The sequence below is a fragment of the Mesosutterella multiformis genome (assembly GCF_003402575.1).
Classification (GTDB): domain Bacteria; phylum Pseudomonadota; class Gammaproteobacteria; order Burkholderiales; family Burkholderiaceae_F; genus Mesosutterella; species Mesosutterella multiformis.
Genome location: NZ_BGZJ01000002.1, coordinates 15,204 through 39,697 on the forward strand (window position 1 = coordinate 15,204; position 24,494 = coordinate 39,697).

General features: G+C 52.9%; 20 protein-coding genes and 1 pseudogene. 12 read left to right on the forward strand and 9 right to left on the reverse strand.

The window, feature by feature from the left end:
* The first annotated feature begins 10 nt into the window (after positions 1-10).
* The 6 genes from M4NBBH2_RS08840 to M4NBBH2_RS08860 all read left to right on the forward strand — a co-directional run bounded on the left by M4NBBH2_RS08840 (position 11) and on the right by M4NBBH2_RS08860 (position 6,766).
* Positions 11-589, forward strand: coding sequence for a DMSO/selenate family reductase complex B subunit (locus tag M4NBBH2_RS08840; RefSeq protein WP_116270646.1), 579 nt, complete (start codon positions 11-13; stop codon positions 587-589).
* A 267-nt stretch (positions 590-856) separates the two neighbouring features.
* Positions 857-1,222, forward strand: a complete 366-nt coding sequence (locus M4NBBH2_RS08845; RefSeq protein WP_116270647.1) for a hypothetical protein — start codon at positions 857-859, stop codon at positions 1,220-1,222.
* Positions 1,219-2,070 carry an Hsp70 family protein gene (locus M4NBBH2_RS12225; RefSeq protein WP_269148217.1) on the forward strand — a complete coding sequence of 284 codons (852 nt, stop codon included), beginning with the start codon at positions 1,219-1,221 and terminating at the stop codon, positions 2,068-2,070. Before M4NBBH2_RS08845 ends, M4NBBH2_RS12225 begins: the two co-directional genes overlap by 4 nt.
* On the forward strand, positions 2,025-3,716 hold the full coding sequence (locus M4NBBH2_RS08850; RefSeq protein WP_269148218.1) for an Hsp70 family protein: 1,692 nt from the start codon (positions 2,025-2,027) through the stop codon (positions 3,714-3,716). The genes M4NBBH2_RS12225 and M4NBBH2_RS08850 overlap by 46 nt, the downstream gene beginning before the upstream one ends.
* 189 nt (positions 3,717-3,905) lie before the next feature.
* Entirely contained in the window at positions 3,906-4,268 is a 363-nt protein-coding gene (locus M4NBBH2_RS08855; RefSeq protein ID WP_116270648.1) for a hypothetical protein, read from the forward strand.
* Entirely contained in the window at positions 4,265-6,766 is a 2,502-nt protein-coding gene (locus M4NBBH2_RS08860) for an Hsp70 family protein (protein WP_116270649.1), read from the forward strand. Before M4NBBH2_RS08855 ends, M4NBBH2_RS08860 begins: the two co-directional genes overlap by 4 nt.
* A gap of 85 nt (positions 6,767-6,851) precedes the next feature.
* Here the strand turns inward: M4NBBH2_RS08860 and M4NBBH2_RS08865 are convergent, their stop codons facing one another.
* Positions 6,852-8,534, reverse strand: coding sequence for a hypothetical protein (locus tag M4NBBH2_RS08865; RefSeq protein ID WP_116270650.1), 1,683 nt, complete (start codon positions 8,532-8,534; stop codon positions 6,852-6,854).
* A 305-nt stretch (positions 8,535-8,839) separates the two neighbouring features.
* On the opposite strand from M4NBBH2_RS08865, the gene M4NBBH2_RS08870 reads away from it, so the two are divergent.
* Entirely contained in the window at positions 8,840-9,841 is a 1,002-nt protein-coding gene (locus tag M4NBBH2_RS08870) for an IS30 family transposase (RefSeq protein WP_116269340.1), read from the forward strand.
* Positions 9,842-9,927: 86 nt separating this feature from the next.
* Here M4NBBH2_RS08870 and M4NBBH2_RS08875 read toward each other — a convergent pair whose 3' ends face one another.
* The gene (locus tag M4NBBH2_RS08875) at positions 9,928-11,421 is read right to left on the reverse strand and encodes a hypothetical protein (RefSeq protein ID WP_125064660.1); all 1,494 of its coding nucleotides are present in this window, start codon (positions 11,419-11,421) and stop codon (positions 9,928-9,930) included.
* 684 nt (positions 11,422-12,105) lie between these two features.
* On the opposite strand from M4NBBH2_RS08875, the gene M4NBBH2_RS08880 reads away from it, so the two are divergent.
* The 3 genes and pseudogenes from M4NBBH2_RS08880 to M4NBBH2_RS08890 all read left to right on the forward strand — a co-directional run bounded on the left by M4NBBH2_RS08880 (position 12,106) and on the right by M4NBBH2_RS08890 (position 14,730).
* On the forward strand, positions 12,106-13,107 hold the full coding sequence (locus M4NBBH2_RS08880) for an IS30 family transposase (RefSeq protein ID WP_116269340.1): 1,002 nt from the start codon (positions 12,106-12,108) through the stop codon (positions 13,105-13,107).
* A gap of 10 nt (positions 13,108-13,117) precedes the next feature.
* Positions 13,118-13,423: pseudogene (locus M4NBBH2_RS08885) on the forward strand (IS30 family transposase); the annotation flags it as partial.
* A 59-nt stretch (positions 13,424-13,482) separates the two neighbouring features.
* On the forward strand, positions 13,483-14,730 hold the full coding sequence (locus tag M4NBBH2_RS08890; RefSeq protein ID WP_116269219.1) for an IS256 family transposase: 1,248 nt from the start codon (positions 13,483-13,485) through the stop codon (positions 14,728-14,730).
* 253 nt (positions 14,731-14,983) lie between these two features.
* Here M4NBBH2_RS08890 and M4NBBH2_RS08895 read toward each other — a convergent pair whose 3' ends face one another.
* From M4NBBH2_RS08895 to M4NBBH2_RS08915, 5 genes are all read right to left on the reverse strand, one after another.
* On the reverse strand, positions 14,984-16,012 hold the full coding sequence (locus M4NBBH2_RS08895) for a hypothetical protein (RefSeq protein ID WP_116270653.1): 1,029 nt from the start codon (positions 16,010-16,012) through the stop codon (positions 14,984-14,986).
* On the reverse strand, positions 16,009-17,010 hold the full coding sequence (locus M4NBBH2_RS08900) for an IS30 family transposase (RefSeq protein WP_116269326.1): 1,002 nt from the start codon (positions 17,008-17,010) through the stop codon (positions 16,009-16,011). Before M4NBBH2_RS08900 ends, M4NBBH2_RS08895 begins: the two co-directional genes overlap by 4 nt.
* Before the next feature lie 54 nt (positions 17,011-17,064).
* Positions 17,065-18,468 carry a hypothetical protein gene (locus M4NBBH2_RS08905; protein ID WP_116270654.1) on the reverse strand — a complete coding sequence of 468 codons (1,404 nt, stop codon included), beginning with the start codon at positions 18,466-18,468 and terminating at the stop codon, positions 17,065-17,067.
* A gap of 390 nt (positions 18,469-18,858) precedes the next feature.
* Entirely contained in the window at positions 18,859-19,275 is a 417-nt protein-coding gene (locus M4NBBH2_RS08910; RefSeq protein WP_116270655.1) for an HIT family protein, read from the reverse strand.
* A 157-nt stretch (positions 19,276-19,432) separates the two neighbouring features.
* Entirely contained in the window at positions 19,433-20,890 is a 1,458-nt protein-coding gene (locus tag M4NBBH2_RS08915; RefSeq protein ID WP_160117806.1) for an aminotransferase-like domain-containing protein, read from the reverse strand.
* Positions 20,891-21,034: 144 nt separating this feature from the next.
* Here M4NBBH2_RS08915 and M4NBBH2_RS08920 point away from each other — a divergent pair, with 144 nt between their 5' ends.
* Positions 21,035-21,691 (forward strand): pyridoxamine 5'-phosphate oxidase family protein, encoded by a 657-nt coding sequence (locus M4NBBH2_RS08920; protein ID WP_116270657.1) that lies wholly within the window; start codon positions 21,035-21,037, stop codon positions 21,689-21,691.
* A 187-nt stretch (positions 21,692-21,878) separates the two neighbouring features.
* On the opposite strand, the gene M4NBBH2_RS08925 is transcribed toward M4NBBH2_RS08920, so the two are convergent.
* Positions 21,879-22,307: a TM2 domain-containing protein gene (locus M4NBBH2_RS08925; protein ID WP_200832701.1), complete on the reverse strand. Its 429-nt coding sequence runs from the start codon at positions 22,305-22,307 to the stop codon at positions 21,879-21,881.
* Positions 22,308-23,034: 727 nt separating this feature from the next.
* Between M4NBBH2_RS08925 and M4NBBH2_RS08930 the strand changes: the two genes are divergently transcribed.
* Complete coding sequence (locus M4NBBH2_RS08930; RefSeq protein WP_022444369.1) at positions 23,035-23,931, forward strand: helix-turn-helix domain-containing protein; 897 nt, start codon at positions 23,035-23,037, stop codon at positions 23,929-23,931.
* Between the two features lie 26 nt (positions 23,932-23,957).
* Here M4NBBH2_RS08930 and M4NBBH2_RS08935 read toward each other — a convergent pair whose 3' ends face one another.
* A complete protein-coding gene (locus tag M4NBBH2_RS08935; protein WP_116270658.1) occupies positions 23,958-24,455 on the reverse strand; it encodes a GNAT family N-acetyltransferase in 498 nt (165 codons plus the stop codon).
* Positions 24,456-24,494: the final 39 nt, after the last annotated feature.

Below are 24,494 nucleotides of genomic sequence, written 5' to 3' on the forward strand. Positions count from 1 at the left end.
GAGAAACAACATGAAGCAGCTTGGATTTTTCTTTGACGCAAGGCGCTGCAACGGATGCAAAACGTGCGTAGTCGCCTGCAAGGACGCCCATAACCTGCTGGTCGGGCGGAATTTCCGCCACGTGCTGGAAGTGACGGATGGCAAGTGGTCGAAAGACCCGAAGTCCGGTGCCTGGAAGCAGAACGTCTACGCGTACTACCTCTCGATCGCCTGCAATCACTGCTCAGACCCCGCCTGCGTGAAGGCGTGCCCGACGGGCGCACACCACAAGCGGACGGAGGACGGGCTGGTCGTCATCAACACCGATAAGTGCATCGGGTGCGGGAACTGCGCGAAGGCCTGCCCCTACGGCGCGCCGGAGCTTGATGAAAAGGCTCACAAAATGACGAAGTGCGACGCGTGTCTCAACCGGCTCGAACAGGGCCTTCAGCCGATCTGCGTTGAGGCGTGCCCGCAGCGCGCGCTCGAATTCGGGGATATTGAGGAACTCCGGAAGAAGCACGGGAACGTCGACACGATTTACCCGCTTCCGCAGCCGGCCGCGACTCACCCGAATCTCGTGATCCACGCGCCGCTGAAGCATCCCTGATTAAAGAACTAACGAAAGCAAACCCCTTCTCTCCTTCACCGCGGCTCTGAGTCCACCAGGGCCGCGGCGTTTTTTTCCTGTCACACCGTTCCCTTCATACCGATATTTTTCTCTTATATTCCGAAGCCTTAAACGAAGAAACTTTGATTCAGTCCGCACCCGGGGTCAGAAGGCATTTCGTTTAGTGTTTTATTTAATAACAGCAAAATCCCATATACTGTCTATGTCTCGCTGAATCAATACCTATCAAGCAATCGGGGAATGAGAATGTCTTCAGAAACTGAGCTGACAAACGCCATCATCAGCATGGTGATTGAGGCCTGGCGGTTCAAGGGCAACTATGAGCGGCTGCTTACAGGACTTAAGCCGGCTGAACAGAAACGCTATCTGAATCAATTCAACTGGTACTTCAAAAAGGCGGCTGAGGGACTCGAGTCCGCGGGGCTTCGGGTCGCGGAATTCCCGGTTGGCATGGCATTTGACCCGGGACTCAAGATTTCCGCCGTGAATCTTGAAGATTTCCAGCCTGGCGACCCGCTCGTGATCAAGCAGATTCTGGAACCCACGATTCTGGCCTCCGATGACCGCATTGCCCATGTTGGTTCCGTCATTCTGGAGAAAGCCGCCAAATGAGTACGTATATTGGAATCGATCTCGGCACGACGAACAGCGCCCTCTGTTCCTATGACGGAGCGGAAACCCGGATCTGGAAGAGCCCTGAACAGAATGACGTGACTCCGTCCGCCATTTCCTATGACCGCCGCGGAAACCGCCTGGTCGGCCAGCGCGCCTATCAGGCCGCGGCCGCGAACCCCGATAATGCCGCAGTGCTTTTCAAGCGCCTCATGGGAACCTCAACCCCGATCCATATCCGGGCGCTGGGAAAGGATTTGACGCCTGAGGAGTGCTCCGCGGAGGTGCTGAGAACGCTGTTCAGCTACCTTCCGGAAGAAATCCGAAACGCGCCGGATCTCGGCACCGTGATCACGGTGCCCGCGGCCTTCAATCAGATGCAGCGCGACGCGACGACAGAGGCCGCCCGAATGGCCGGTATCGGCCGCGTGGCGCTGATGCAGGAGCCGGTTGCCGCCGTGATGAGCGTTATGAAGGCTCATCAGATCGATGGCACATTCCTCATTTATGACCTGGGCGGCGGAACCCTCGATATCGCGATCGCGCAAAGCACCGCGGGCCGCGTGAGTCTTCTCTCGCACGGCGGCATCGCGCTCTGCGGCGGCCGGGACTTTGATCGCCGCGTGAGGGAAAGCATCGTGAAGCCCTGGCTCACGGCCAACTTTGACCTTCCCGAAGACTTCTCGATTCATCCGAAATACCGCCGTCTGATGCGGATGGCAGCCCTCGCGGTGGAACGCGCGAAGATTGAGCTCTCAGCGAAAGACTCCGCCACGATCAGCCTCTCTGAAGCGGAGACGCAGTGCGCCGACGAGTGCGGGAGCGAAATCTATTCGACTGCGATCTGACGCGCGATGATTTCAACCAGCTGATCGCTGACTGCGTTGATAAGTCAATCACGGCGGCCCGCGAAGCGATCCAGAAGGCCGGGCTTTCGCCGTTTGATATTGAGCGGATCGTGTTCATCGGGGGGCCCACGAACTATAAGCCGCTCCGCGATAAGGTCTGTCAGGAGCTCGGTGTGGAAGGGAGCACGGAAGTGAACCCGATGACCGCCGTGGCGGAAGGGGCGGCAATCTTCGCTGAGTCCATCGACTGGACCACGAAGGATAATGCCCGGAAATCCTCGAAAGGCTCTCTTTCCACGGGAGGCGATCTCAAACTCACGCTGAACTACATCGCGAGGACGCCTGAAACGAGTGCCCGGGTCATGGTGCAGAGCGGGGAGCCGATTCCTCCGGGATGCGAATTCCAGATTGACAGCCTCGATACGGGGTGGACCTCGGGCCGCGTGCCGCTCGCGAACGGCGCCTTCATCACGGTGATGCTCCCGAAACCGAACATCAATATTTTCAGTGTTTCGGTTTTTGACGCTGAAGGCAACCCGCTGAAGCTCGCCCAGTCCTCCATCATGATCACGAGGACCGCGGCCACGATCGAAGCGATCCCGGCCTCCTATTCGATTGGGGTTGAAGTGCTCGATAAGGTCGGCGGGGATCCGTCACTCGACTTCCTTATCCGTGCCGGTGACCCGCTCCCAAAGAAGGGGAAAAAGGTCTTCAAGGCCGCGCGGACTCTGAAAGCCGGCTCTAACGAGTCCATCAACATCAAGATCTGGGAAGGTGAAATCGAAGACCCGATCACGGATAACCGCCCGATCGGCGTCCTGAAGATCGAGGGCGATGACTTTGAGAACGGGATCATTGAGACAGGCGCCGATCTGATCTGTGAGTATGAGATCGATGACTCAGGCACCATCCGTCTTGAGGTCTCGGTGCCAAGCGTAAGCGGTGTCTTCTCTGCCGGCCACAATTTCTACTCCCGCCAGGAAAGCGCCATCAACTACTCGGACGCCGCGGAGCTGGTCGTGAATGACGCTGACAGCACGCTGGAACGCGTGAAGCGGATCAGTGACGTGGTGATCGACCCGGAGCTTGACCGTCTGACACGGCGCCTCACCCGGGTCCGCAGCCTGAATCCCGATAAGGCACAGACTGAGGACACGCAGGAAGCGATGGAAACGGTGCTCGAGTCACGCCGCAAACTCGCCTCTATCCGGAAGGCTCACCTGAAGGAAATCCGCCAGGCTGAGCTTGATGATGAAGTCCGGGAGTTCAACGACTTCGCCCGCGCTGACGCGAACCCGACCGAAATTCAGTCGTTCGAGTATCAGCAGCAGGCCGCGCAGCGGATTATTGACCGCAATGAGCCGGGGTTTGAGGGATGCCTCAGACGGATCCGCTCGAACACCTTCAGGATCCGGTGGCGTGACCCGAAGTACGTGGTCTCGTACTTCCGCTACTACACCGATAACCCGCATTGGTACCGCGACAAAGCCCGCTTCCAGGAGCTGCTGAAGCGCGGCTGCGGCAGTATCGCCAATCGGAATTATGACGAGCTGCGGGAAATTGTCTATGAGCTGAATTCGATCGTATTCCGGGACGGATCGGATGACGCGGATCTTGCTTCAGACGCGAACATTCTCCGCGGCTGAAGCATAACGAAAGATCTGTCATTCGTTACCTGTCTTTTCCTCTGGCGGACTGATGCCCGCCGGAGGTCCGGAGATCGGTCCGGTAAGCCTCGTATCCGGCAATCCGGCCGCGTCACACCGATAGCGCCGGGGCTATCTCCGCATTATCATTTGTAACCACGAAAACAACCTCAGATCAGGGGAAATTTCATGTCAGAAGCAGAGCTGAAAAATTCCATCGTCAGCATGGTGGTCGAGGCCTGGCGTTTCGCCGGCGTCTATCAGCGACTCCGCGTCAAACTCGATTTCGCCGGGCAGAAGCGCGGTGACAGCCAGTTCCAATGGTTTTTCAAGAAAACGCTGGAAGGACTTGAAGCCGCCGACATGAAAATCGCGGAAATCCCGCTTGGACTCCCCTACGATCCGGGGCTTCCCGTGACAGCAGTCAATCTCGACGAATTTGAGCCCGATGATCAGCTGATTATTCAGCAGATTCTCGAACCCACAATTCTCGATTCCCAAAACCACATCACCCACATCGGTTCCGTGATTCTCGCAAAGGTAAATAAATGAGTTATTACATTGGCATTGACCTCGGCACGACTAACAGCGCCATCTGTTCCTATGACGGCAAAGAAACACGGATCTGGAAGAGCCCCGAACAGAATGACGTCACGCCGTCCGCGATTTCCTACGACCGCCGCGGCAACCGTCTCGTCGGTCAGCGCGCCTATCAGGCCGCTGCCGCGAACCCCGATAACGCGGCGGTGTTCTTTAAGCGTCTGATGGGTACCTCAACCCCGATTCATATCAAGGCGCTTGGCAAAGACATGACGCCTGAAGAGTGCTCGGCTGAGATTCTGCGGACGCTTTTCGGCTACCTCCCGGAGGAAATCCGCAAGGATCCTGAAACCGGAACCGTGATCACCGTGCCGGCCGCGTTTAATCAGATGCAGCGTGACGCGACCACTCAGGCCGCGAATATGGCCGGCATCGGCCGTGTCGCCCTCATGCAGGAACCGGTTGCCGCCGTGATGAGCGTGATGAAAGCGCATAACAGTGACGGCACGTTCCTCATTTATGACCTGGGCGGCGGAACGCTGGATATCGCTATCGCGGAAAGCATCGGGGGCCGCGTGAACCTGCTTTCGCACGGCGGCATCGCGCTTTGCGGCGGCCGCGACTTCGACCGCCGCGTGATGGACAGCGTCGTGAAGCCCTGGCTCATCGAGAACTTTGAGCTGCCGGAAGACTTCGCGATTAACACGAAGTACAAGCGCCTGATGCGTATGGCCGCGCTCGCCGCGGAACGCGCGAAGATTGAGCTTTCCGCGAAAGATACCGCGACGATCAACCTCTCGGAAGCCGAAACCGGGTGCCTCGATGAAAATGGCGACGAAATCTACCTCGACTGCGATCTCACGCGCGACACCTTTAATCAGCTGATCGCGGACCGCGTCGAGCAGTCGATTCAGGCCGCGCGCGACGCCCTGGAAAAGGCCGGTCTCTCGCCCTTTGATCTGGAACGCATCGTGTTTGTCGGCGGTCCGACGAACTATAAGCCGGTCCGCGACAAGGTCTGTCAGGAGCTCGGTGTCGAGGGCAGCACGGAAGTGAACCCGATGACCGCCGTCGCTGAGGGCGCCTCGCTCTTCGCCGAGTCGATCGACTGGAGCTCAAAGGACAACTCCCGGAAGACCTCCCGCGGCCGTCTTGAAGCCGGCGGCGAACTGAATCTCACGCTGAACTACATCGCGCGTACGCCTTCCGCGACCGCGAAGGTCATGGTGCAGTCGAAGGACGAGATCCCCGCGGGGTACGAGTTCCAGATTGACAGCACGGATACCGGCTGGATTTCCGGCCGCATTCAGCTCACGGCGGGCGCGTCCGTAACGCTCACGCTCCCGAAGCCCGGCCTCAACCTCTTCCGCGTTTCCGCCTTTGATGCCAGCGGCAGCCCCGTGAAGCTGCTTCAGAACAGCATCATCATTACCCGGACGGCCGCGACTGTGGACGCCATTCCGGCCTCCTACTCGATCGCCGTTGAGGTGCTGGACCGCCTGGGCGGTGAACCCGCTCTCGACTACCTGATCCGGGCCGGTGAACCGCTTCCGAAGAAGGGCAAAAAGATCTTCAAGGCCGCGCAGACCCTCAAGGCCGGATCCGATGAGACGCTGAATATCAAGCTCTGGGAGGGCGAGATTGAGAACCCGATCACCGATAACCGCCCGATCGGCGTTCTGAAGATCTCGGGTACGGACTTCTCGTCCTGGGTCATTCCCGCGGGCGCTGATCTCGAGTGCGCGTATGAGATTGAAGACTCCGGAAACATCAATCTGGAGGTTTCGGTTCCGAGTATCGGCGGCGTCTTCAATTCCGGCCGCAATTTCTACTCGCGTCAGGAAGGCGCCATCAATTACACGGATGCCGCGGAGCTGGTTTCAAGCAAGGCGGATGACACGATTGCCCGAGTCCATAAAATCCGCGAAGTGGTGAACGATCCGGAATTGGATGAGATCGCCTCAAAACTCAGCAGCGCCTCGAAGCTCAACCCCGCCACAGCCCAGGCCGAGGAAACCCAGGAGGCGATGGAGAACGTGCTCGAGGCCCGAAAGCGTCTGGCCGCTATCCGTAAGGCTCACGAGCGCGATATCCGCCAGTCTGAATTAGACGAGGCCGTGAAATCATTCCGGGACTACCCTCTCAAGTACGCGACTCCCGATGAACGTCAGGCGTTTGAGTACCAGAGGCAGGCCGCGCAGCGCGCGATCGACAGAAACGAGCCCGGCTTCAAGGCTAACCTTGCCCGGATTCACCAAAGCGCATTCGCGATCCTGTGGCGTTCTGATCCAGACTTTGTGGTGAATATGTTCAAGAACTTCGCTTCAGAGCCTTATCGTTACGCGGATAAAGTCACGTATCACCGGCTGGTTTCCCAGGGCATGACCTGCATCAGCCAAAACGATATCGATGGTCTTCGTCAGGTCGTCGGCCAGCTCTTCCGGATCTACGCCTGGGATGACGGCGGAGAAGAAAATATCGCTTCGATGGCGAACATTCTGAGAGGCTGATAAAACCGCTTCCATAATGTCAGACTCCGGATCTCAGAGACGGGATCCGGAGTCTTTTTTTCTCCCAAAAGCGCGGACGATTGTGTCAGTAACCGTAGAGACTCGAGCGGCGGGATCTTTCCTGCTCTTCCTCAAGCTCATTCTCAAGTTCCTGGGTTCTCCGCCGCTGCTCATCGAGCTGCCGCTGCATCTCCTCCTCCCTCTCCAGTTCGCGGAGCCTCTCCTCCTCTTGTTCAGCTTCAAACTGAGCCTCAAGCGCTGCCTGACGCTCACGCGCTTCTTCCTCCGCTTCCTCCCTGGCCTCTTCTTCAGCCTCTTCCCGCTCCAGCTCCGCTTCCTCTTCCGCTTCCCGCGCCTCTTTCTCTCTCTGTTCTTCTTCGTACGACTCATCATCATCTGAATAGGCGCCTCCGGAGCGATACCCTCCTCCGGAATAGTCCGCATAGTCTTCATCGGAACTGAACACGCAGCCTTTCATCCAGACGATCAGAAGGATCACGGCAGCGATGAGCCAGAGTTTCCGATGCTTCTTTGGCAGCCGGGACTGAAGCGAGGAAAAGAAACCGGGGAGTCGGGAAGCGGATACCGCCGTTCTGGGCTCCGGTGCCCTGAACGCGGCCTCATCCTCTTCTGTCGGCACGATATCGGTTACGAGAAGCGGGATGCCTTTGAATCCCTTCGCCTCCGCGGGTTCGAGACTGGATACGGTTTTCTGCTCCGGGATCGTGTCTGAGCCTGAAGCCGCCCCTTTCCCTTTCCTCATGCCGGCGATCGACTCAAGATCGTATCGGTAATGCTTTTCAAGAACCGGAGAAACGAGAAGCTGGGAAAGAACCCGCCTCACGAGGAGATACGCCGCGTCAACGCAGTTCAGGTCCGTCGCGAGATAGTACGCGAGCTTCCGCACCGCCGTGAAAAGGCTTTCTGTCTGACGGCAGGCCTCTCCTTTCGCCTGGCGGAACCTCTGCAGCGGCAGCGTGACGCTGTTCCAATTCACTGTCACGCGGTAAAGCATGGTCAGGGCAAAAACGCCACGGCGCGTTAAATGACCATTCCTGCACTCCGCGGGAATCTGACGGAGCAGCTCCGCGGCGGATGCCATCTCTTTTTCCGCGAAACTCTGAACCGAGACCTCATAGCTTGAAAGGAGATCATCAATCAGACCGGGAATAATTCCCGCCTGCTCGCCTTTCGGCGGGAAGAGTCCCGTGAGAATCCGCGCTACGCGCCGCGACTGAATGCTGTTAAAACGGGCTTCAATCGCTTTCTGATAGTCCCAGCGGATCTCTTTCAGCGCTTCGGGGATCCGGTCCGTGTCCTTCACTTCCGGGAAGTGAGCGCGAGACCGGGCACCGTTTACGAGGGAGGCGAGTTCCGCGATATCCTGCGACTCAAAGCTTTCCGCTATATCGCGAATGAGAGAGGAAAAGCCCGGTTCATTCGTTTCAGGAAATGAGGGAAGGGCCTGCGCAAGAGCATTCGCGCGCGCGATGCCGGAGAGCCGCTCTTTAGACCACGCGCAGAGCGACACCGGATCCTTCCCGAGAAGCGCCAGGATTTCGTTCGCCTCTTCATCGCTTACGCCTGGCAGATACCGAAGCTCAGACTCCAGACGCTTTCCTGGATTTGTGAGAATGGACCGGTATTTCGCTACTTCATCCGGATCCTCTGTCAGGGCTTTTTCTTCAGCTTTCTCAAGGATTTCAGACCGGGAGCTCGAAGGACTTACTCCCAGATAAACAAACGGATTTTCACGGAACGCGGTCATCAGGTTTCTCGGAACTGAGAAGATCCGGGCATTTTAATAAAAAACCTGTCTCTTTTTCATGAAATGCAGAAAATAACGAAGTTATTTATATTCGTAATTCAGAGTTGATCTGAAACCGTTTTACGCTGCCGATCATTGACCACAGGAAACAAAATAAAAAGAGAACCACCGACGCAATTAATAGGCTGGCTAATAGCGGAATTTTTGAGGGCGAATTATCACTTCAAGTGCAAAGCCTGAGAAAAGAATAGTGGCCCATAAAGCTTCCATAATAGAGATTGTCAAGATAACTATAGAGGGAGCTCATGAGCCACTATCATCATCTTACTCTTCGGGACAGAGTATTTATTTCGGCTTTAACGATTTCAGGCAAATCCCTGTCTGAAATTGCATGTGCGATTGGGAAAAATGTTTCTACGATCTCCCGCGAACTGAAGCGAAACAAGGCTGTATCGGCCCAGGATGGGGCTTCAGCTGCCTATGATCCCTGTGCCGCGCAGGCCCGATATCAGAGACAGAGAAAGCATTGCGGAAAGAGAAACATTCTGAAGTCTGACTCGTTGCTGACAAGGATTGTCTCAAATCTGCTGGTTAAGAAATTCTGGTCTCCGGAGCAGATTCAATACCGTCTCAGAAAGGAGCTGCCGAATCTAAGGATCAGCGCCACGACAATCTACCGAGGAATCAATTCTGGCTTTCTGGATCGCTTTGTGGATGGCCGAAAGATGTCCCGACACCTGCGACACCACGGTAAAACGCGTCACCGTAAAGGCATGACCGAGAGGCGAGGAAAGATCCAGATCACTCACAGCATTGAAGAGCGACCCCTGGAAGCTCAGAACAGATCTCGCCTGGGGGATTGGGAAGGCGATACCGTCATCGGAAAAAAGGGCGGAGCCTGCCTCACGACTCTGGTCGATAGGAAGTCCGGCTTTCTCTGTGGCGGGAAAACCGCTTCCAAGACTGCGGCCGATGTGTCTGCCGTAATTGAGAAATCTCTGTCAGATAAGGATCTGCGTACGATTACCGTAGATCGCGGAAAAGAATTTTCCTGGGCTGAAAAACTGGAGAAAGATCTCAGAACCAAAGTGTATTTCTGCTTGCCTCATCATCCATGGGAGAAAGGAAGTAATGAAAATACAAACGGACTTCTTAGAGACTTTTTCCCAAAAGGAATGAGTATCGATAAAATTTCTCAGGCAGAAGTTCAGAAACGGTTCAATGCTCTGAATTTCAGACCCAGAAAACGTCTCAATTGGAAGTGTCCGGCTGAAGTCTTTTATTCAGTAACTTTGCACTTGATTTGATAATTCACCAGGGAAAAATAACTTTCACCTGAGGCCTGCCAGGCGGTTTTCTAAGCCGTGATTTCCGCCTGGCCGCATCACCTGATTCAATACTGCGACAGACCCGGATCGGAGTAAACCGGATTCGGATACTCTTCTTCCACGGGCTGCTGACGTTTCTTTGACCTGCGGCCCTTCGGGAGAAGCTTATTGATTTCCGCCTCAATGGCGGTCTGATCCTTGTCCACCTGATTCTGAGCCGCTCTCATACTGGATCGGTAATAGCGGAAGCTGGAACAGGTTGAATTAAACCGATGAACCAGATCATTGAAGAAATCGATCTGGCGGTTGGTAGAAACCTTCGGCTTGATGTAGTCAATCTGATGCTGGAGTTTGAGGCACCAGGCAATTTCTTCCGTGTCGAAGGTGCTCCCGAGAGAAGATGCCGGTTCCCGATAGACTGGTGCCGGATCAGGTTCCTTTTCCGCGACGGTTTCAGGACGCGGCATCCTGCTCGCAGCGGCGGGGGTATCCGAATTCACCGACGCATCGGTACTCCCTGAAGGTGTCCGCTGAACCAGTTTGGTGGCTGATGTGTCTGACTTTCTGTCATCCGGGGTATCTCCAGCCAGGGACGAAACAATGTACAAAAATAAGGCGATGACTCCTATGACAAACCACATTCCAAACACGTGATAAAGCGCAGCAATAAAGGCACCGCACCCTGAAAAAAATCTGCTGACAAGCCCCGGCTCTGCCCTCCCGGCAGAAATTAATTTTTTGCTGCCTGCTGACGACAGCTTAGGTGCAGAGAAACGAGGCGCCAACGTACTCAGCCCCTTGAACCCTTTGGCGTCAGGGTTTAGTGACAATGCCGGCAGATCAGAAAGCAAAGTATCCCGGCTCGTCTCGCCATAAATCTCATTTACCGCTTTCTGATCTGCTTTCACCAGATTTTTCTCTTCCGGGGAAGCTGCGAGCGGCTCCAGGATTCTTTCAAGAATGGCTTTGGAGGCCCTGGGGCAGTGATGCTCGTTATTCATTTCCAGAGCGAGATGCCGTATTTCATAGAAGAGGCTGCCGCTAGGTGTATAAGTCTCTCCCTTCAGCGCATGAAATTTATCCAGAATCCCGATCACGGCTTTCCATCGCCGTACGAGGACTTGAAGCTGCTCCATCAGCGTCACCGCGACGCCAAAAATGGCGCCATCCCTGCTCTGCTGCGGGATCTGGGAAACGAGTGAGCCGGCGGCCGCGCTTTCTGCCTCACTGAATCCCTGCGCCTCGACCTCATAACTATTCATCAGATCATCAAGAAGCGAAGGAAAGACGCCAATCGACACGGCGGCGGTCCCTGACTTTACGTACGACAGCACCCGATCCAAAGTATCGATAATATCGGCGGTTTTTCGTTCATCCAGGCATTGATTAATGGCCTTGACATAGCCGCGGCGGATCTCCTGGAGGGCTTCTGAAACCCGGTCCGGATCACTGACCGCCGGGAAATGAGCTGACTCTCGGGCCTTATTGATCAGCTCCTCCAGCTCTTCAGTCGTCTGCTGATCGAAACTCCTGGCGGCTTCCCAGATAAGAGACGCCATACCGGCATTGTTCGTTTTGGAAAGCGCGGGAAGCACAGCAATCAGGGCATTGCTGCGAGCCACACCGGAAAGCTCCGCCTCAGACCACTTTGGAATCCCTTCAGGGTTTGATTTGATGGCGTCGCAGACCCTCGGGATCACCGCCCCCGTTACCCCCGGGAGAAACTGCAGTTCTGCCTCCAGCCGCTTTGCTGGATTCGTAAGCACCGCACGGCATTGAGACACCAGATCCGGATCCACAGATAGAGATGCCTCTTCCGCTTTTTCCAGAATTTCTCTTCTTGGGCTCGTCGGCGTAACACCCAGAATAACAAACGGATTTTCAAGCAGTCCTGCCATATCAAACTCCTTAGTCAAATACCGAACTGCTCCTCAAATTTATGACTCGTTAAATAAAAAACTAAGGGGCAAATGAAAGGAATAAGTTTCGGTACTCTACCGGGATCAGTTCTCTTCATTTTACCTGCCTGCTTTTGTTATTCCAGTGCCGGTTATATCTGCCCCTTATCCCCCAACGGTTAGGTCTGGCCGATATTCTGAAAATCTCCAATTCCGTGCGCCAGGCAGAAATCTCTCCTCTTTTTCGTTGGCGAATTATCACTTCAAGTGCAAAGCCTGAGAAAAGAATAGTGGCCCATAAAGCTTCCATAATAGAGATTGTCAAGATAACTATAGAGGGAGCTCATGAGCCACTATCATCATCTTACTCTTCGGGACAGAGTATTTATTTCGGCTTTAACGATTTCAGGCAAATCCCTGTCTGAAATTGCATGTGCGATTGGGAAAAATGTTTCTACGATCTCCCGCGAACTGAAGCGAAACAAGGCTGTATCGGCCCAGGATGGGGCTTCAGCTGCCTATGATCCCTGTGCCGCGCAGGCCCGATATCAGAGACAGAGAAAGCATTGCGGAAAGAGAAACATTCTGAAGTCTGACTCGTTGCTGACAAGGATTGTCTCAAATCTGCTGGTTAAGAAATTCTGGTCTCCGGAGCAGATTCAATACCGTCTCAGAAAGGAGCTGCCGAATCTAAGGATCAGCGCCACGACAATCTACCGAGGAATCAATTCTGGCTTTCTGGATCGCTTTGTGGATGGCCGAAAGATGTCCCGACACCTGCGACACCACGGTAAAACGCGTCACCGTAAAGGCATGACCGAGAGGCGAGGAAAGATCCAGATCACTCACAGCATTGAAGAGCGACCCCTGGAAGCTCAGAACAGATCTCGCCTGGGGGATTGGGAAGGCGATACCGTCATCGGAAAAAAGGGCGGAGCCTGCCTCACGACTCTGGTCGATAGGAAGTCCGGCTTTCTCTGTGGCGGGAAAACCGCTTCCAAGACTGCGGCCGATGTGTCTGCCGTAATTGAGAAATCTCTGTCAGATAAGGATCTGCGTACGATTACCGTAGATCGCGGAAAAGAATTTTCCTGGGCTGAAAAACTGGAGAAAGATCTCAGAACCAAAGTGTATTTCTGCTTGCCTCATCATCCATGGGAGAAAGGAAGTAATGAAAATACAAACGGACTTCTTAGAGACTTTTTCCCAAAAGGAATGAGTATCGATAAAATTTCTCAGGCAGAAGTTCAGAAACGGTTCAATGCTCTGAATTTCAGACCCAGAAAACGTCTCAATTGGAAGTGTCCGGCTGAAGTCTTTTATTCAGTAACTTTGCACTTGATTTGATAATTCACCGGATAGGAAGTCCGGCTTTCTCTGTGGCGGGAAAACCGCTTCCAAGACTGCGGCCGATGTGTCTGCCGTAATTGAGAAATCTCTGTCAGATAAGGATCTGCGTACGATTACCGTAGATCGCGGAAAAGAATTTTCCTGGGCTGAAAAACTGGAGAAAGATCTCAGAACCAAAGTGTATTTCTGCTTGCCTCATCATCCATGGGAGAAAGGAAGTAATGAAAATACAAACGGACTTCTTAGAGACTTTTTCCCAAAAGGAATGAGTATCGATAAAATTTCTCAGGCAGAAGTTCAGAAACGGTTCAATGGAGGGTGAGGAAAATTTTGTGGGTGACTCTGAGATAATTGCTCTTGGAGGAGCCTCAAATGAAACGAAAGACAGACCCCTTGGATAGTGTTGCAGGACAGATTTTAGAAAACGCCAAGAAATCCGGGCTTGAGATTAATACCGCAGAGGATGCGGAAAATCTTATGGCCCATATGCTCGGTCGGCTGCTGACTCAAATGCTTGACGGTGAAATGACCAATCATCTCGGTTACGAAAGAGGCGGTAAACGTGTCACCGAAAATGAGCGTAACGGGCATAGTTCGAAAACCCTCAAATCGTCCAGCCTTGGAAATATCCGTATTGACGTACCCAGAGACCGCAAGGGAGAGTTTGAGCCGAGGGTCGTTCCTAAGCATAAACGCCAGCTGGCGGGGTTTGAGGACAAGGTTCTGGCCTTGTACGCCAGAGGGCTCTCAACCCGGGAAATTCAAGGCTTTCTCTATGATGAATACGGTATGGAGACCAGTGCCGAATTTATCAGCGATGTTACGGACGCCATCCTTCCTGAGGTTGAAAAATGGCAGAACCGTCCTCTGGATCCGTTTTATACAACTGTTTTCTTTGACGCTATTCGAGTCAAAATCCGAGGTGATAATGGCATTGTTACCCCGAAAGCGGTCCATCTTGCCTTGGGCGTAAACGCCCAGGGCCGCAAGGAAGTTTTGGGGATGTGGGTCGCTGATAACGAAAGCGCAAAATATTGGCTTAAGGTCTTCACTGAACTCAAAAACAGGGGGGTGTCTGATATTCTGATTGCTGTCACAGACGGACTCAAGGGAATGAAGGAGGCGCTTGAAGCTGCCTTTCCCAACACTCTGCTGCAGACCTGCATTGTTCACCTGATCAGGAACAGTCTGAAATTCGTCGGATATAAGGATTACAAGGCCGTAGCCGGCGCGCTGAAGCCCATTTACCGGGCCGTAAACGCGGCTGATGCGCGGAAGGAACTGGACGCTTTTGCACAGTCGGAACTGGGGCTCAGATACCCTTACATCGCCAAACAGTGGATCGATTCCTGGGATAAGGTGATCCCCTTCTTTGATTTTTCCCCAAATATCCGCAGACTTATTTATACAACCAATGCCATAGAGAGCCTTAATCGGGATCTAAGAAAAGTAATTAAGACCCGAGCTGCTTTCCCTACTGAAACGGCTGCTTTGAAACTTCTCTTTCTGGCAATCCGGAAAGTAGAGAAAAGATGGGTGCGGCCTTCTCCATACTGGAGTGCCGCTATGAGAGAATTGGTTGTGCTATTTGGTGACCGAATCACCCCCTACATCGATTAACCTTGAACGAGCCGCCCACAAAAAATTACACACCCTCGTTCAACTCTGAATTTCAGACCCAGAAAACGTCTCAATTGGAAGTGTCCGGCTGAAGTCTTTTATTCAGTAACTTTGCACTTGATTTGATAATTCACCTTTCATAAAAAACTGACTCCCATTTTTTTAGATAAGTCCTAAAAAATGGGAGTCAGTTCAAATTCTCTGTGGTCTTTTATGACTAAATAGAGGGACCTTATTAGCGGAACGGGCTTGTTTAAAATCTTCTCAGCTTGCTCAGCTCCTCTCCTTGGCAGCTGTAAACATCCGCCGGTGAGCCCTCGTTTCTGCAAGCGTCTATGATGCGTGCCCGGTCTGCATCAGATATATCCGACATATCAGGAGCAGGACCTGTCCGCCTCAGTTTGTTCAGCTCCTTTCTTTGGCAGCTGCTGTAATCATCCGCCAGAGATCCCCGATATCTGCAGATATCTATGATGCCTGCCCGGTCTGCATCAGATATATCATCCATATAAGAAGCGGAGTCTGTCCCTCTCAGCATGCTCAGCTTCTCCCTTTGGCAGAAGTAAACATCCGCCGGTGAGCCCCAGCCTTTGCAGGCGTCTATGATGCCAGCCCGGTCAACTGCAGATATATCCGACATATCAGGGGGAGCGGCGCCTATCCGCTTTAGCTTGCTCAGCTCCTCCTTCTGGCATCTGTAAACATTCGCCGGTGAGCCTTGGTCTTTGCAGGCGTCTATGATGCCAGCCCGGTCCCAAGCAAATAGATCCGACATATCTGGGGCGGAGCCTATCTGCTTTAGCTTGCTCACTTCCTCACTTTGGCAGCTTTCAACATTCGCCGGTGAGCCTTGGTTTTTGCAGGCATCTATGATGCCAGCCCGGTCAACAGCAGATGTATCCGCATAGTAGCCAAAGCCTAACGACTTTAGATTGCTCAGTCTCTCCCTTTGGCAGCTGTAAACATTCGCCGGTGAGCCTCGGTCTTTGCAGGCATCTATGATGTAAGCCTGGTCCCAAGCAAATATATCCGACATATCAGGGGCGGAGCCTATCTGCTTTAGCTTGCTCACTTCCTCACTTTGGCAGCTGTAAACATTCGCCGGTGAGCCTTGGTCTTTGCAGGCTTCTATGATGCCAGTCCGGTCAGAATCGGAGATACCACTAAAATCTGGGGTATCCACTCTCTCTGAAGGGGTCTGCTCCAGATTATTGGTCGTGTAAGACTTTGAAACCCCAAGAGCAATCACCCCGATAATGAGAATAAGAAGGTGAATTATCAAATCAAGTGCAAAGTTACTGAATAAAAGACTTCAGCCGGACACTTCCAATTGAGACGTTTTCTGGGTCTGAAATTCAGAGCATTGAACCGTTTCTGAACTTCTGTCTGAGAAATTTTATCGATACTCATTCCTTTTGGGAAAAAGTCTCTAAGAAGTCCGTTTGTATTTTCATTACTTCCTTTCTCCCATGGATGATGAGGCAAGCAGAAATACACTTTGGTTCTGAGATCTTTCTCCAGTTTTTCAGCCCAGGAAAATTCTTTTCCGCGATCTACGGTAATCGTACGCAGATCCTTATCTGACAGAGATTTCTCAATTACGGCAGACACATCGGCCGCAGTCTTGGAAGCGGTTTTCCCGCCACAGAGAAAGCCGGACTTCCTATCGACCAGAGTCGTGAGGCAGGCTCCGCCCTTTTTTCCGATGACGGTATCGCCTTCCCAATCCCCCAGGCAAGATCTGTTCTGAGCTTCCAGGGGTCGCTCTTCAATGCTGTGAGTGATCTGGATCTTTCCTCGCCTCTCGGTCATGCCTTTACGGTGACGCGTTTTACCGTGGTGTCGCAGGTGTCGGGACATCTTTCGGCCATCCACAAAGCGATCCAGAAAGCCAGAATTGATTCCTCGGTAGATTGTCGTGGCGCTGATCCTTAGATTCGGCAGCTCCTTTCTGAGACGGTATTGAATCTGCTCCGGAGACCAGAATTTCTTAACCAGCAGATTTGAGACAATCCTTGTCAGCAACGAGTCAGACTTCAGAATGTTTCTCTTTCCGCAATGCTTTCTCTGTCTCTGATATCGGGCCTGCGCGGCACAGGGATCATAGGCAGCTGAAGCCCCATCCTGGGCCGATACAGCCTTGTTTCGCTTCAGTTCGCGGGAGATCGTAGAAACATTTTTCCCAATCGCACATGCAATTTCAGACAGGGATTTGCCTGAAATCGTTAAAGCCGAAATAAATACTCTGTCCCGAAGAGTAAGATGATGATAGTGGCTCATGAGCTCCCTCTATAGTTATCTTGACAATCTCTATTATGGAAGCTTTATGGGCCACTATTCTTTTCTCAGGCTTTGCACTTGAAGTGATAATTCGCCAATAAGAAAAAGGATAGAGTAGAACCCGTTCAAAAGCTGTGTCCCTATCCCGCCAGAGGAAGAGGATTCTGCCTTCTCTTTCTGAGTCGAAACCGATTTGCCGCTGCCCGTCTGACGGGCGGAAGCTGCTGTCACGCGAGAGGCCAACGTTGGCGCCGCGGTCTTTTCTCCTTTCCCGGCAAAAATCATCTGTCCTGACAGAGCGGATAAAGAATCCGGTGATGAAAAATCCGAGGTCAGATCCCCCAGGCCCTTAAGGCCGCGCGCCTGAGGGTTCAAACATACTTCTCCCGTTACTGGAATAAAGTTATCCGCATTTGAGTTATCTAAGATTTCGCAGAGCTTCCGCAGATCTTCCTCAGCCGCCTTTGTTCGCTCTGAGTCAAAAGCGAGCGGCCTCAGGATTTTTTCAGTAATGCCTTTCGATGCCTGGAAACACTGATACTCGTTGCTGAGCTTAACGGCCAGTTGTCTAATATGAACAAAGAGGGATCGGGTCGGCTCATACGACTCTCCTTTGAGGAGATGGAATCGATCTAGGATCCCGATTACCGTTACCCATTTCTGCACGAGTTCCTGAAGCTGCTGGAGCAGCATCACGGAACCGCTGGTCATCTCCATTTCTTTGCAGCCTTGCGGTATTTCGCTGATCAGCCTGTCCGCTGTTTCCTTTTCCTTATTGATAAAAACCTGAGCCGCGATTTCGTAGCTATTCATCAGGTCTTCCAGAAGCGCAGGAATCACGCTGCCAGAAGACTTCGCACGTTCTGATTCTGCAAGGGACAGCTCCTTGCTCAGAACATCAATGACCTCTGCCGTTCTGAGACTGTCAAACGCTGTCGTTATGTTTTTCAAGTATTCGCGCCGGATGTCCTGCAGAATGTCAGACATCCGAGCCGTATCCTTCACCGAAGGAAAGCGGGCGGCTGTTCGGGATTGATTGATCTGTGCTTCTATCTGCTCAATCGTCTGCTGATCAAAACTCTTCGCAGCATCCCAAATGAGTGGAATGAGAGAAGGAGCTTTCGCACTAGTGGACAGATCAATTGAAGACACCGCAGCAATCATGACATTGCTTCGCGCGATTCCGGAAAGCTTTTCCGCGGGCCAGTTCACGACGGAAGCCGGATCCTTCTTCAGGGCTGAGCAGATTGCCTCAATTTCATCAGTTCTGACACCCGGCAGAAATCTCAGCTCCGCGTCAAGGCGCTTCGCGGGATTCGTAAGGGTCGCGCGACACTGGCTAACACGATCCGGATCATCTAAAAGAGCAGCTTCTTCAGCCTTCGCAAGAATCTCACTGCGGGAACTTTCAGGTGTGACACCAAGTACAAAAAAGGGATTTTCGAGAAACAAAGTCATGATCGGGCTCGATTCTGGTACTTTTTTATTTTACGGAAAAGATTCCATTTTGTCCGAAATCTGACCCTGAAGAATATCCTTCATAGCCCGGTCTTAAAGACCGAGACATCATCCATAAAAAAATTTATCCCTTTCTTTTTTATTACCTAAATCAATTAAAAACCGCTTGGATGGCTGACCTGCATTATTGCCAGCCGAGACTGGAAGTTTCTGTTATTTAACCAGCTTTCTTTCCGAAAAGTTTGAAACTCTTAACCCGCCTGCCCCGCAAAACAGTCCGATTCACGCGAGGAGCAGCAAACAGAAGCTTCCGAAACTCAGACATAAAAACAGACTGACAGGATATTGGTTGTCCGAAGAATCCGACAGAAATCCGTCCGCTTGTTGATTTCAGTAGGAGCCTTTGGACGGAATGACGTGCCGGACGCCGCCCCGCGGATTCTCCACGTCGCCCTTCCGGCGCGGAATCAGGTGCACGTGGCAGTGGAAGACCGTCTGACCGCTCACAAAACCGTTGTTGATCCCGATATTCCAGCCTTCGATCGTCGGGTCTTCGGTTTCAAGAATCTTTTTCTGCGAGTGAATCAGCAGATTAATCGAGTCACGCTCTTCCTGAGTGAGGCCGAAATAGTCCGGGACGTGGCGTTTCGGGATAAAAAGCGTGTGCCCCGGCGTCACCGGGAATCCGTCACGGATGGCGTACGCGTAGTCATTCTCTTCCACGATCCGCTTCCGGTCGTCTGTCTGAATCGCGCAGAAGAGGCAGCTTTCAGCCGCTCCCGTATTGCCGCTTTCTTTTTCTGACATCACTTCACCTCACCAAACCTTCCCATCTTTCACTCCGGACAGTGTACCGGAGCCTCTGTGCAGCATAAAAAAACGGCACCCAAAGATCTCATTCCGGTGACCGGAATCCGAGCTTCTTATCTCAGGAAACTCCACCGCAAAGCGCGTGGCGATAGAACTAAGCTCGGACTGAATCCTTCAGGATCGAGATTAATAGTTCAACTGATTCCGCGATTGTCGGAGTCGGGAATGCTCCAAATCCCAGCATCAGCCCATTGATCTGATAGTCTCCGTCGAAACTCGAACAGGCGATGAACTCATGCTTCCGTTCAAAGGCCTTCGCCGCGATAGCTTTATCGGAGATACAGTCATCCAACGAAAAAGTAATGTGTGAGCCGATGGCGTTTGATGAAACATGCCCCCATCGGTCCGCCTTCTCTTTCAGCAGATTCATCAGGAACTCCCTCCTCTGATTAAAGACAGTAGCGACTTTCCTGACATGCGTCTCGTACTCTCCTGAGCGGATAAACTCCGCGAGCGCCGCCTGCCGGCTTTCAGAAGAAAAGCGATCGTTTAAAAAACGGCTTCCGGCTAACGCGTCTGCCAGTGTTTCCGGTACAACCGCATAGCCGATTCGGATACCCGGGAAAATAATCGATGAAAACGTTCCGGAATAAATCGTGCAGTCTTCCGCCCCAGGAAGCGAACGGATTGCGGGCAGCGGGTCATTCAGCAGACCAAATTCGGTGTCGAAGTCATTCTCAAGGAGCCAGACTCCCTTTTTTCTGCAGACTGAAAGGACTTCCTCCCGCCTCGCGAGAGACATCCTGAACCCCGCAGGCACCTGAATTGACGGAGTGACGAGCAGCGCCGAAATATTTCCCGCTTCCGGAATCACGCCCTCGGAATCGCTTTTCAGCCACTGGATTTTCTTCCCGTGATATCGGATAAGAGACGAAATCAGGTTATTCGCGGGAGACTCAAGCGCGATTCTCTGACCTGCCTCCAGTACCAGATCGATAACGAGGCCGATCGTATTGATCGTGCCGTTCGTGATGACGACGTTCTCAGGCTTCGCCGAAATAGAACGGTACTTGAAGAGGTTCCGGCAAATCATTTCCCGAAGCGGGAAGTAGCCTTTGGGATCCGAATAGTTGGTATAGAGCCAGGGAGATCTCGCTATCTGGGCATTGATCGCCCCCCAGCGCTTTTCCGGGAATATATCCATCACGGAACAGCGGCAGGAAAGAGGCCAACTGGTGTGACGCCTGAAAAAGGGAAGAGCGTCAGCCGCTTCCTTTGCGGCCGAAGTAATCGGCATATTGACATGGTAGTCTTCCGCCGCGATAGCCCCGATCTCTGGCGGACAGATGACCGGAAGTCTCTCTGCCACCCAAAACCCGGAACCGGGTCTGACAGCAATAACGCCTTCGTCCTTCAGCTCAGCGTACACCCGCTCAACGGTGTTTTTGGACACGCCGCTTGACGCCGTCATCTGTCTCACTGACGGCAGCCGGGTTCCTTCAGGAAGCATTCCTTTCCCGATGAAACTTAAGAGTCTCTTTTTAAGACCTTCAGCTTTAGGCTCATCCTCACCGATTTGCCAGTCGAGCGGCGGCAGAATTTTTCGCGGCATATTTCCCTCCAAGAATAATTCTGCCCAAATGGAAGACAGATCTCCGACTGTCCCCATCAAATTTTCAAAAACCATCTAGATCTTTTGAATTAATCCGATGGTTCAATAAGGACAGAGTTTCGAGGAATCATAAAAGGAGAAAAGATGTCAACTCGAAGAGAAGTCCTTATTGCCGGCGGTCTTTCCGCACTCAGCGCTGTCGCCTCGGCAGCTGAATCTGCCCCGGATGAGAAAAAATGCACCGCCCATCGTCCTCTCCGCCGCAAGGCCCGTGAACTGCCCCTGGATCAGGCAAAAGAAGTGATCGATTTCATGGAACACGCGGTTCTCAGCACCTGCGATCTGGACGGACATCCTTACGGAGTGCCGATTACCCCCGTGAGAGTCGGAAACAAAATTTATTTCCATGGAACCGGGATGCCGGGCGGCCGTAAGACCGACAACATGCTGATGAATCCCAACGTGTCAATTTCCTACGTTGGAAAGGCGACGACGCTGCCGGAGTGGTATTCCGTTGATTACGCCTCAGCGATTGTTACCGGGAAAGCCTATCCGGTCACGGATCCCAAGGAATTCGCGGATGCCTTCGCCGCCATCCTCAAGCGCCACGCGCCGAAAAACAGCGCGGTCCGCAATGAGGTTCAGATGAAAGTGCGCGGTCCCATGGCTCAGGTCTGGCGTGTCGATATTGAGGAAATCACCGGCAAGGCCCGCGGCGCTTCCAAGTGGGTAACCGGGAAAAGCATTCACGAAGTGCAGGATATGGGTCCTTCCAAGTGGCTGAAGGATGTCCCGCTCTGAGAATACAAAGCCTGGAAGCCTTTGATCCGCGGTTTCTTCTGAAATAGGTATCGCTCTCTCACTTAAAGGAGCGGCTTCAAAAAAGCCGCTCCCTTTTTGTTCAACGAAAGACCATCGCGCTTCCGCTTCCCATAAAAAAACGGCACCCGAAGATGCCGTTTATCACACACACTGGATCCTCTGTTTCTTACCTCAGAAGATTCCGTTCATAAATCATGCGGCGGTTATCGAGGTAAGCGCGGGCAAAACCCGGGATACGGAAGATATCAATCAGAAGCAGCAGGCTTCCGATAACGAGGAACAGCGCGCCCACCCCGTTGATGAGGCCGGGGCCGTCAGATCCAATCGCGAAGACGAGGATGATTCCAAGCCAGATCGACGCGATACGGAAGAGTCCGCTCATCGGCTTTCCGAGATAGAAGCAGTGGACACCGAAAGAGCCAAAGAAGAACCAGAGCACGTAGGCGAGGAACACGGACTTCTTCTCGTTTGAAAGACGCGTCTCGATCAGCGTCATCTTGGCGAGATTCTCCATCTTATTGCTTTCCTGGGGGATGGAGGTCGGAGCAGAAGACCCCTGAATCGGGGAAGAGTGGACGGTCGAAGATTCAGACATACGCTTATCCTGCATATTCAGTTAACATGGATAGCGTTATTTTATACATTCCTGTTTATTTTTATATCGATTAGATCAAAAAACAGTACTCATAAAAACATAACCACGGATTCAAAAATAAGCTATTTAAATAACGTTTTTAAAAGATAGCGTAGGCAAACTGTCGATAAGATTGCCTATTTAAAGGAAAGTAAGACAATTACACTACCAACAAAACGCTGACTGATCAGCAGGATAAAGCACGGTGTTCAAGCCGACGCAGCTGATCCTATGACGTTATGTATTGACATAACGACAGTCCCAATTGCTGTGTCATTTTGTTTTGTTTAACTCCTCAGGCGAGCGTTTTTGTGCGGCTTTCCGCAGCTCAGTCGCCGCTCTTCCGGCACGCGGAGCGGAAACTTTCCCGCGTTTCTCCGATATCCTTGCTATGGTGACTGTTTTCCGAGAGGTTTCTGAGCCCCCGGAGGTTATTTTTTTGTCGCTCAGGTAAATCCTCGTAAAGATCGCTAATCAGCCTCTCTGCCCCCGGAATTCCGAACAGAAATTAATACATAAAATCAGAGATATCCCCGCACGCCGGCTTTCTCGTACCTCCAAGGTAAGACACCGAAGCGCCCTAAGCCTCAGGCGGTTTCTTCTATTCTGGTATTCTTTCGACTGCCGCTATGGCTTTTAGGCTAAACGGTTATTATTTTCTTTCGCATTCGGAACTTTACCGCGACGCATGCAGATACCTAACTTTCCGATCGGTCCTGACCAGGAGGACAAAACTCCTCACGGATCCGATGAGTTTCCTTTCGCGCTCTATGAGTCCAAACTCTCCCGGAACGCGAGTCATCGGGCGGACTGGCACTGGCACTCTGAGATGCAGCTCTGTCTTGTGAAGAGCGGCGCGGTGTATGTCTGTCTCTCCGATAAGAAGCTCGAACTGAAAGCAGGCGAAGGCTGTTTCATCAATAGCGGCATGCTGCACATGATCGCCCCGGTGGAAGACCCGGACAGCACCTACTACTGCATCGACTTTCTTCCGGCACTCCTCTCACTCTTCCCCGGCTCCATTTTCGAAAAGCGCTATATCGACCCCTATGTCGGGAACCCGGCGTTTGCCGAGATGGCGTTCAGGCCTTCCGTCCCCTGGCAGGATGAGATTCTCACGAGGCTTCAGACGATCGCGGATCTCGCGGAGTCGAAACTCTTTGGCTACGAGTACCAGGTCGCCGAGTGCCTGATGCAGATCTGGCTCTCGCTCCTTCAGAATTTCAGGCCCGACGCCGCGAAGAAGACGGTCGTCAGCCGGGCGAGGAACGACGCTGTTGCCCGCGCGATCATGACGTACGTTCAGGCGCACTATAAGGAAGAGATCACGATCGACTCGATCGCGGAGGCGGTTCACTACAGCCCGGGCGAATGCTGCCGGCTTTTTAAGCGGGTCACCCACGACACGATCTTCTCCTATATCCGGCTCTACCGCATCACGCAGGCGTCGAAGCTCCTCCGCGAAACCGGGCTGTCGGTCGAGGACATCGCGACGGAATGCGGGTTCGCAAGCGCAAGCTACTTCATTTCCGCCTTCAAGAAGTGCTTAAAAACAACGCCGCTCCGGTATCGGAACGGCGCTTAGAGGGCTGTTACTCTCACACCCAGGCTTCAGACCTGAAGCTCCCAGTACTGGACGTCAAGCCACTTCCCGAATTTCTTTCCGGACTCGTGGATCGTCCCGACGTACTTGAACCCGTATTTCTTATGAAGCGCGATGCTCGGCTCGTTGACACCGGTAATCAGGGACACGACGAGATGCGTCTCGGGATCCTCTTTCGCGAGATTCAGGATCGCTTCCATGAGAAGCGTCCCTATGCGGTGACCGCGGCAGTCGGGGGCCACATAGATGGAGAGCTCCACCGTGCTGTGATACGCGGCTTTTGAGGAGAAGGAAGAGAGTGACGCGTAGCCGACAGGCTTCCCGTCGAGTTCCGCCGTGATCAGCGGATGATTCTCCTTGTTATGCTCGTAAAACCACACCGCCCGCTCTTCAAGCGTCAGCGGCTTCAGGTCAAACGTCGCGACGCCGTGCTCCACCTCGTGGTTATAGATGTCGAGGAGCGCGGGAAGATCGCTCTCAACAGACTTACGAATTGTGACTGCCATTCTCTTTCTCGCTTTTTAGTGTTCTGCAGGAAGGGTCTG

What these genes read in the sequence shown, in the direction of transcription:
- M4NBBH2_RS08915 (WP_160117806.1), bottom strand. Translation starts at nt 20,890, where the DNA reads ATGCCGCGAAAAATTCTGCCGCCGCTCGACTGGCAAATCGGTGAGGAT.
- M4NBBH2_RS08910 (WP_116270655.1), bottom strand. Translation starts at nt 19,275, where the DNA reads ATGTCAGAAAAAGAAAGCGGCAATACGGGAGCGGCTGAAAGCTGCCTC.
- M4NBBH2_RS08935 (WP_116270658.1), bottom strand. Translation starts at nt 24,455, where the DNA reads ATGGCAGTCACAATTCGTAAGTCTGTTGAGAGCGATCTTCCCGCGCTC.
- M4NBBH2_RS08920 (WP_116270657.1), top strand. Translation starts at nt 21,035, where the DNA reads ATGTCAACTCGAAGAGAAGTCCTTATTGCCGGCGGTCTTTCCGCACTC.
- M4NBBH2_RS08930 (WP_022444369.1), top strand. Translation starts at nt 23,035, where the DNA reads ATGCAGATACCTAACTTTCCGATCGGTCCTGACCAGGAGGACAAAACT.
- M4NBBH2_RS08880 (WP_116269340.1), top strand. Translation starts at nt 12,106, where the DNA reads ATGAGCCACTATCATCATCTTACTCTTCGGGACAGAGTATTTATTTCG.
- M4NBBH2_RS08840 (WP_116270646.1), top strand. Translation starts at nt 11, where the DNA reads ATGAAGCAGCTTGGATTTTTCTTTGACGCAAGGCGCTGCAACGGATGC.
- M4NBBH2_RS08855 (WP_116270648.1), top strand. Translation starts at nt 3,906, where the DNA reads ATGTCAGAAGCAGAGCTGAAAAATTCCATCGTCAGCATGGTGGTCGAG.
- M4NBBH2_RS08890 (WP_116269219.1), top strand. Translation starts at nt 13,483, where the DNA reads ATGAAACGAAAGACAGACCCCTTGGATAGTGTTGCAGGACAGATTTTA.
- M4NBBH2_RS08925 (WP_200832701.1), bottom strand. Translation starts at nt 22,307, where the DNA reads ATGTCTGAATCTTCGACCGTCCACTCTTCCCCGATTCAGGGGTCTTCT.
- M4NBBH2_RS08860 (WP_116270649.1), top strand. Translation starts at nt 4,265, where the DNA reads ATGAGTTATTACATTGGCATTGACCTCGGCACGACTAACAGCGCCATC.
- M4NBBH2_RS08865 (WP_116270650.1), bottom strand. Translation starts at nt 8,534, where the DNA reads ATGACCGCGTTCCGTGAAAATCCGTTTGTTTATCTGGGAGTAAGTCCT.
- M4NBBH2_RS08900 (WP_116269326.1), bottom strand. Translation starts at nt 17,010, where the DNA reads ATGAGCCACTATCATCATCTTACTCTTCGGGACAGAGTATTTATTTCG.
- M4NBBH2_RS08905 (WP_116270654.1), bottom strand. Translation starts at nt 18,468, where the DNA reads ATGACTTTGTTTCTCGAAAATCCCTTTTTTGTACTTGGTGTCACACCT.
- M4NBBH2_RS08875 (WP_125064660.1), bottom strand. Translation starts at nt 11,421, where the DNA reads ATGGCGTCTCTTATCTGGGAAGCCGCCAGGAGTTTCGATCAGCAGACG.
- M4NBBH2_RS08845 (WP_116270647.1), top strand. Translation starts at nt 857, where the DNA reads ATGTCTTCAGAAACTGAGCTGACAAACGCCATCATCAGCATGGTGATT.
- M4NBBH2_RS12225 (WP_269148217.1), top strand. Translation starts at nt 1,219, where the DNA reads ATGAGTACGTATATTGGAATCGATCTCGGCACGACGAACAGCGCCCTC.
- M4NBBH2_RS08870 (WP_116269340.1), top strand. Translation starts at nt 8,840, where the DNA reads ATGAGCCACTATCATCATCTTACTCTTCGGGACAGAGTATTTATTTCG.